This is a genomic window from Aquirufa regiilacus, from assembly GCF_032470275.1.
GTDB lineage: Bacteria > Bacteroidota > Bacteroidia > Cytophagales > Spirosomataceae > Aquirufa > Aquirufa regiilacus.
Window position 1 is genome coordinate 1,258,874 of the sequence record NZ_JAVNWW010000001.1, and the last position, 6,066, is coordinate 1,264,939.

Here is a 6,066-nt window from a genome sequence, read left to right on the forward strand (position 1 = left end):
AACAATTTACCGCATTTTTCATACATTTAGCCTGCTTTAAACCGATAAAACATGAAAAAACTGTTCCTAATAGGCCTCATCAGCTTATTGGCCATTCCGGCCTTTACACAATCCTTACCTAGAAGTACGCCCGAGGCAGAAGGGATTTCTTCTGCAGCGATCCAACAATACATTGAAAAAATTGACCCCAAACGGCATGAATTACACTCTTACATGCTCATTCGTCATGGAAAAGTAGTTTCCGAGGCATGGTGGAAACCCTATGCGGCTGACAAAGTGCATTCGATGTATTCGGTGTCTAAAAGTTGGACCTCCACCGCAATCGGATTTGCCGTAACGGAAAAACGCTTAAGTGTTCAAGATAAAGTCATCTCCTTCTTTCCTGAATATGCCGACTTGAAAGACAAACCCTTCATGCAAGATTTACGCGTGCAAGATCTGTTGACCATGTCGGTGGGTCATGACAAAGAACCCCTCCGAAGCGTTATCGTCATGCAACCGGATTGGATTCGGGGATTTTTGAATCATCCCATTGTCGCCAAACCAGGGACAAAATTCTTATACAATACATTGGCGACCTATATGTTGTCGGCGATCATCCAAAAGGTAACAGGCGAAACAACTTTGGCCTATTTAAAACCGCGCTTATTAGATCCCTTGCATATTTCGGGCATCGATTGGGAATCAGATCAAAAGGGAATTAATGTAGGTGGCTGGGGAATCCGTGTTAAAACGGAAGATATGGCCAAACTAGGTTTACTCTATCTAAACAAAGGCAAGTTTGAAGGCAAACAAATACTTCCTGCCGCTTGGGTAGCAGAAGCAACAAGTAAGCACATCGACCAAGAACCTGATGCTACAGCAGAAAAACGAGCAACGGGACAATACGCAGATTGGATACAAGGATATGGTTATCAGTTTTGGCGGAGTCGGCATGGATCTTTCCGTGGAGATGGGGCCTTTGGACAATACATCCTCATGATGCCAGAACAAGATGCGGTCTTAATCATCACCTCTGAATCACAAGATTTGCCAGATGATTTGAACCAAGTTTGGGACAATTTACTGCCTGCGTTTCAAGCCAAAGCCTTAGCGCCAAATCAAAAGGCTCTGGCTTCCTTAAAGCAATTTAATGCATCGCGCCAACTAGAAGTTCCTACCTCTTCGGTCGCATTGAAAACGCTACAATCGTCAATTCAACTAGCGAAAAATCAATTCGATTTCGCACGTATGCAGCTTCAAACAAAAGGTGATGCCGCGGAATTAATCATGGTAACGAAAGACTCAACCAAACATACCTTTAAATTAGGTTTCCGAACATGGGGGACTGGCAAAACCAATTTGGTTGGCCCCTACATGTTACGTGCCGCACGCGTGGATTTAGCGAAAAAAGCCCCTTTTGATTACGCAGGAAGCTACCGCATCTTAGATGATCAAGCGGTCGAAATTACGCTTCGCTATTTCGAAAGCCCACATCACTGGACGTTTATATGGAAGCCTGAAGCAATCGAAGTGATAAATTCGTTTGAGCCGCAAACGAAAATCAGCTTAAAAAAAATGTAGAGACGCGATACCAGAGGAGAAAAATGTAGAGACGCGATACCTCGCGTCGACTCCTCAGACTAAAGTCTGAGGTTAATAACCCTAGGCTTTAGCCTAGGGAATCGATGCTTTGCATCTCAAACTTTGGCAATCCTGAAAGGTTTGCCAAAGAAAATCAACCTTTCGTCGCAAAATTCCGCCCAAAGGATACAATTATCAAAAAGGATTCCTATACTTGACTAAACAAACCTGTTACCTATGAAAAAGAATTACAATCAATCTCGTCGGCAGTTTTTAGCCGCCGGCTCCCTTGCCTCTTTAGGCCTTTTATTTGCTAAACCTGCCGCTTTTGCCTTTGGCTCAGCGAAACCCGATTCAAAATTTGGTGGCGTTCAAATCGGTTGCATCACCTATTCATACAGAAGCATGCCGGGATCCATTGATGAAATTATTGGATATTTAACGCAATCAGGAATTTCAGCGACTGAATTGATGGGCGATGCCGTCGAAGAATACGCAGGGAAACCGGTAAACCCGGTTCAAATGCGCTGGACTCCAGGCCAACCGCGTCCTACATTAACGGATGAACAACGGGCAGCCATGAAAAAATACCAAGAAGATGTCAAAGCTTGGCGTGAAAGCGTTTCCATGGATAAATTCAAAGAGGTTCGTGCGAAATTGGATAAAGCAGGAATCAGTGTTTATGCCTATAAACCCAATGCCTTTGGCCCAAATAACTCGGATGCAGAAGTAGAATACGCCTTGCGTTCAGCTAAGATTTTAGGTGCTAAATCAGTGACGGTTGAATTGCCAACTGACCCGAAACAAACACAACGTCTCGGAGATTTAGGTGCAAAACACGGCATCTATTTTGGATATCACGCGCATTTGCAAGTGAAGGATACTGCGTTTGATGAAGCTTTGGCACAATCGCCATACAACTCGATGAACTTGGATGCAGGTCATTACATCGCGGTAGGTGCTCCACATACAACAGCAAGTTTATTAGCATTAATCGAAGCGAAGAAAGATCGCATCACTTCCTTACACATCAAAGACCGTACAACGAAAGAAAACGGGGCCAAAAACTTGGTTTGGGGAACAGGTGATACTCCGTTAAAAGAGATATTAACTGCCATGAAGATAAATAAATACAAATTCCCTGCAACAATCGAATTGGAATATGAAATTCCTGCCGGATCCGATGCAGTTACAGAAGTGAAAAAATGTGTGGAATACGCGAAAGCGATTTTAATCTAACAGCCTAATTTCACCCAAATGATCAATCAAGTCGGAGGCCACTAAACTGGCCTTCGATTTTTTTTGTATCGCCAAATCGCCCGAAAAACCATGAATGTATGCTCCTAGCCTTACAGCCACATCAGGCGTGTATTCTTGTGCACACAAGGCGGCAATGATCCCCGTTAAGACATCTCCCGAACCGGCTGTTGCCATCCCATCATTACCCGTTGTATTCGTAAATAATGCTCCGCTTGAAGTCACAACGATGGTTGGAGCCCCTTTCAATAACAATTGGCACGGATAGGTTGAAACAAAATCAACCGCCTGTTTTTCGCGCTGCGAAGCATCAAACTCTAACCCTCCTAAACGCGCAAATTCACCCGGATGCGGTGTTAAAATATGATGTGGTTTTACTTGGGAAATCAAAGACTCATAAGAGCCCAACAAGGTCAAGGCATCCGCATCAAAGACGATGGGGCCCTGATAATGTTGCAACAAAAATTCTAGATTTCGGCGAACCTGAATCGTAAATCCTAAGCCTGGCCCAAAGGCAATGGCATCATAGGGTTCTAGATTAATCGTAGATAAATCGGCTTCCGTCCGATACATGATCTCGGGGCTGTTTGCCAATAATGGTCCCACACCCTCTTCTGGAATCATCGCCGTCACCATGCCACAGCCGGCGTGTAAAGCAGCACGTGCACACAATAAAGCGGCCCCAACTTTTCCCGGACTACCGGCAATAATCAGCACATGCCCGAAGGATTTTTTATGTCCATCGGGCTGTCTGTTATGTTTAATTTGATTGATCCAAGGAAGGTCTATTCGATTCATAGACCTAAATATAAGGAATTAATTAATAGGCCGTGATCGTTTCGATCGAACCATCTGCGCGATATTTCAATTCGCTTACTTTAATGTTGCGCAAATGCGTCTTCCCCGACAATTGTACGTCGTGGAAATAAATGTACCATTTGCCATTTTGTTCTACAATGGAATGGTGATTCGTCCAACCTTTTACGGGATTTAAGATAACGCCTTGATACGTAAATGGGCCATAGGGGCTTGAACCTGTGGCATAAGCGATGTTATGGGTATCCCCTGTTGAATAAGAGAAATAATATTTCCCTTGGTATTGATGCACGAATGCCGCCTCAAAAAACCGACGATCATGATCGGATGACAATAGTATTTTTCCGGATGCATCTAAAATTTGCACATCACGAGGCTTCTCAGCTAAGACCTTCATGTTTTTGTCGAGTTTGGCCACTTTGGCCATCAAGGCTGGTTGGTCGTTTGCCGGTTGGCTATCGTCATTCGCCATGTAATGCCCCATTTTCCATCGCTGCAATTGGCCGCCCCAAATACCCCCAAAATAAAGATAGTGTGAACCATCTAAATCTTTGAAGACACATGGGTCAATGCTGTATGTGCCTTGCATATAATTTGCTTCAGCCTTAAATGGACCCTCAGGTTTAGCTGAACTAGCTACGCCAATGCGAAAAACACCTTCCTTATCTTTGGCAGGAAAATACAAATAATATTGACCGTTAGCCTCCGCGGCATCCGGTGCCCAAAGCATCTTCCCAGCCCAAGGCACATCAGACAATTTCAATGCGACTCCGTGATCGGTCACAGGTGCTGCTGGATTTGTTTGAGATAAAACATGGTAATCATTCATCGCAAAATGACTTCCCATATCGTCTTCCTTGACCCCCGCATCGATGTCATGAGACGGATAAATAAAGATTTTACCTTGAAAAAGGTGGGCCGAAGGATCTGCGGTATAAATATGAGAAACGAGTGGTTTTTGGGCAAAAGCCCCAAAACCGCATAATGCGAAAACGAGTAATTTTTTCATTTGAATAGGTTTATGTAACAAAGCCTTAAATTTCTTATTTTTACTTTATGAAAGCAATTCAAACCGCATTATTATCTTATGGAATGTCGGGACGTATTTTTCACGCCCCTTTCCTTGAAGTTCATTCCGGATTCGAGCTCGTAGGTTCCTATGAACGAAGCCAAAAGAACATTCAAAAAGCCTATCCAGGGACGCATTCCTATGATTCTTTAGATGAGGTAATCCAAGATGCTGATATTGAATTAATCATTGTCAACACCCCAATTCCTACGCATTTTGAATATGCTTCTAAGGCGTTGAAAGCGGGAAAACATGTCGTGGTTGAAAAGGCATTTACAAATTCCACAGCAGAAGCCCTTGAATTACAAAAAATAGCTTCAAAAGCAGGTAAACATATTTTTGTCTACCAAAATCGCCGTTGGGATTCCGATTTCTTAACCGTCAAAAAAGTATTAACATCTGGCCAATTAGGTGATATTGTAGAAGCTGAATTTCACTTTGACCGATATAACGGGGCGAAATCACCCAAGATGCACAAGGAGCTTCCTGGCCCCGGTGCGGGAATTATTTTCGATTTAGGACCTCACATCATTGATCAGGCATTACATCTATTTGGCAATCCCACGCATGTATTTGCGGATTTACGTAAAACGAGACCGGGTACCGAGGTCGAAGATTTGTTTGAAATCCTATTGTATTATCCCGAAATGCGGGTTCGCTTGAAAGCAGGATATTATTTCAAAGTCCCTGTGCCAGCATTTCAATTGCATGGTAAATTGGGCAGTTTTATAAAAACGCGCTCAGACCGACAAGAAGCCGATTTGGATGCGGGAAGAAAGCCTCAAGGAGATTCTTGGGGACAAGAAAACCCACAAGATTATGGGGTCATGCACGTGGATGGAGGAAATCCAGAACGTGTTCCATCCGAAAATGGGGATTTTATGGCCTTTTATGAGAATGTTTTTCAATCTTTGCGGGGCGAAGAGCAACCGGCCGTTTCGGTTCAAGATGGAATCAATAGCATGCGGGTGATTGATGCAGCGATGGAGAGTAGTCGTGAGAAAAGAGTGTTCACTTATTAGAAATCTACCTAGACTAAAGCCTGAGGTTATAAAACACAGATAATAACCACAAAATTTAGTCTGGGGTTGTAAAACACAGATAATATCCCAAGACTTTAGTCTGGGGTTGTAAAACACAGATAATATCCCAAGACTTTAGTCTGGGGTTGTAAAACACAGATAATATCCCAAGACTTTAGTCTGGGGTTGTAAAACACAGATAATAACCCCAGACTTTAGTCTGGGGTTGTAAAACACAGATAATAACCCCAGACTTTAGTCTGGGGTTGTAAAACACAGATAATAACCCCAGACTTTAGTCTGGGGTTGTAAAACACAGATAATAACCCCAGACTTTAG

General features: G+C 43.3%; 5 protein-coding genes. 3 read left to right on the plus strand and 2 right to left on the minus strand.

The window, feature by feature from the left end; genetic code table 11:
* Positions 1-51 precede the first annotated feature (51 nt).
* Both PQG45_RS05555 and PQG45_RS05560 read left to right on the plus strand, forming a co-directional pair.
* Entirely contained in the window at positions 52-1,563 is a 1,512-nt protein-coding gene (locus PQG45_RS05555; RefSeq protein WP_316070427.1) for a serine hydrolase domain-containing protein, read from the plus strand.
* 237 nt (positions 1,564-1,800) lie between these two features.
* Positions 1,801-2,802, plus strand: a complete 1,002-nt coding sequence (locus tag PQG45_RS05560; RefSeq protein ID WP_316070428.1) for a sugar phosphate isomerase/epimerase family protein — start codon at positions 1,801-1,803, stop codon at positions 2,800-2,802.
* On the opposite strand, the gene PQG45_RS05565 is transcribed toward PQG45_RS05560, so the two are convergent.
* Entirely contained in the window at positions 2,794-3,618 is an 825-nt protein-coding gene (locus PQG45_RS05565; RefSeq protein WP_316070429.1) for an NAD(P)H-hydrate dehydratase, read from the minus strand. The two genes, PQG45_RS05560 and PQG45_RS05565, sit on opposite strands and share 9 nt — an antisense overlap.
* 22 nt (positions 3,619-3,640) lie before the next feature.
* The gene (locus PQG45_RS05570) at positions 3,641-4,645 is read right to left on the minus strand and encodes a glycoside hydrolase family 43 protein (protein WP_316070430.1); all 1,005 of its coding nucleotides are present in this window, start codon (positions 4,643-4,645) and stop codon (positions 3,641-3,643) included.
* A 47-nt stretch (positions 4,646-4,692) separates the two neighbouring features.
* Here PQG45_RS05570 and PQG45_RS05575 point away from each other — a divergent pair, with 47 nt between their 5' ends.
* Positions 4,693-5,727: a Gfo/Idh/MocA family oxidoreductase gene (locus tag PQG45_RS05575; protein ID WP_316070431.1), complete on the plus strand. Its 1,035-nt coding sequence runs from the start codon at positions 4,693-4,695 to the stop codon at positions 5,725-5,727.
* Positions 5,728-6,066: the final 339 nt, after the last annotated feature.

Excerpts from the sequence above, each read along its gene's own strand:
- PQG45_RS05555 (WP_316070427.1), top strand. The coding sequence starts at position 52 with ATGAAAAAACTGTTCCTAATAGGCCTCATCAGCTTATTGGCCATTCCG.
- PQG45_RS05560 (WP_316070428.1), top strand. The coding sequence starts at position 1,801 with ATGAAAAAGAATTACAATCAATCTCGTCGGCAGTTTTTAGCCGCCGGC.
- PQG45_RS05565 (WP_316070429.1), bottom strand. The coding sequence starts at position 3,618 with ATGAATCGAATAGACCTTCCTTGGATCAATCAAATTAAACATAACAGA.
- PQG45_RS05570 (WP_316070430.1), bottom strand. The coding sequence starts at position 4,645 with ATGAAAAAATTACTCGTTTTCGCATTATGCGGTTTTGGGGCTTTTGCC.
- PQG45_RS05575 (WP_316070431.1), top strand. The coding sequence starts at position 4,693 with ATGAAAGCAATTCAAACCGCATTATTATCTTATGGAATGTCGGGACGT.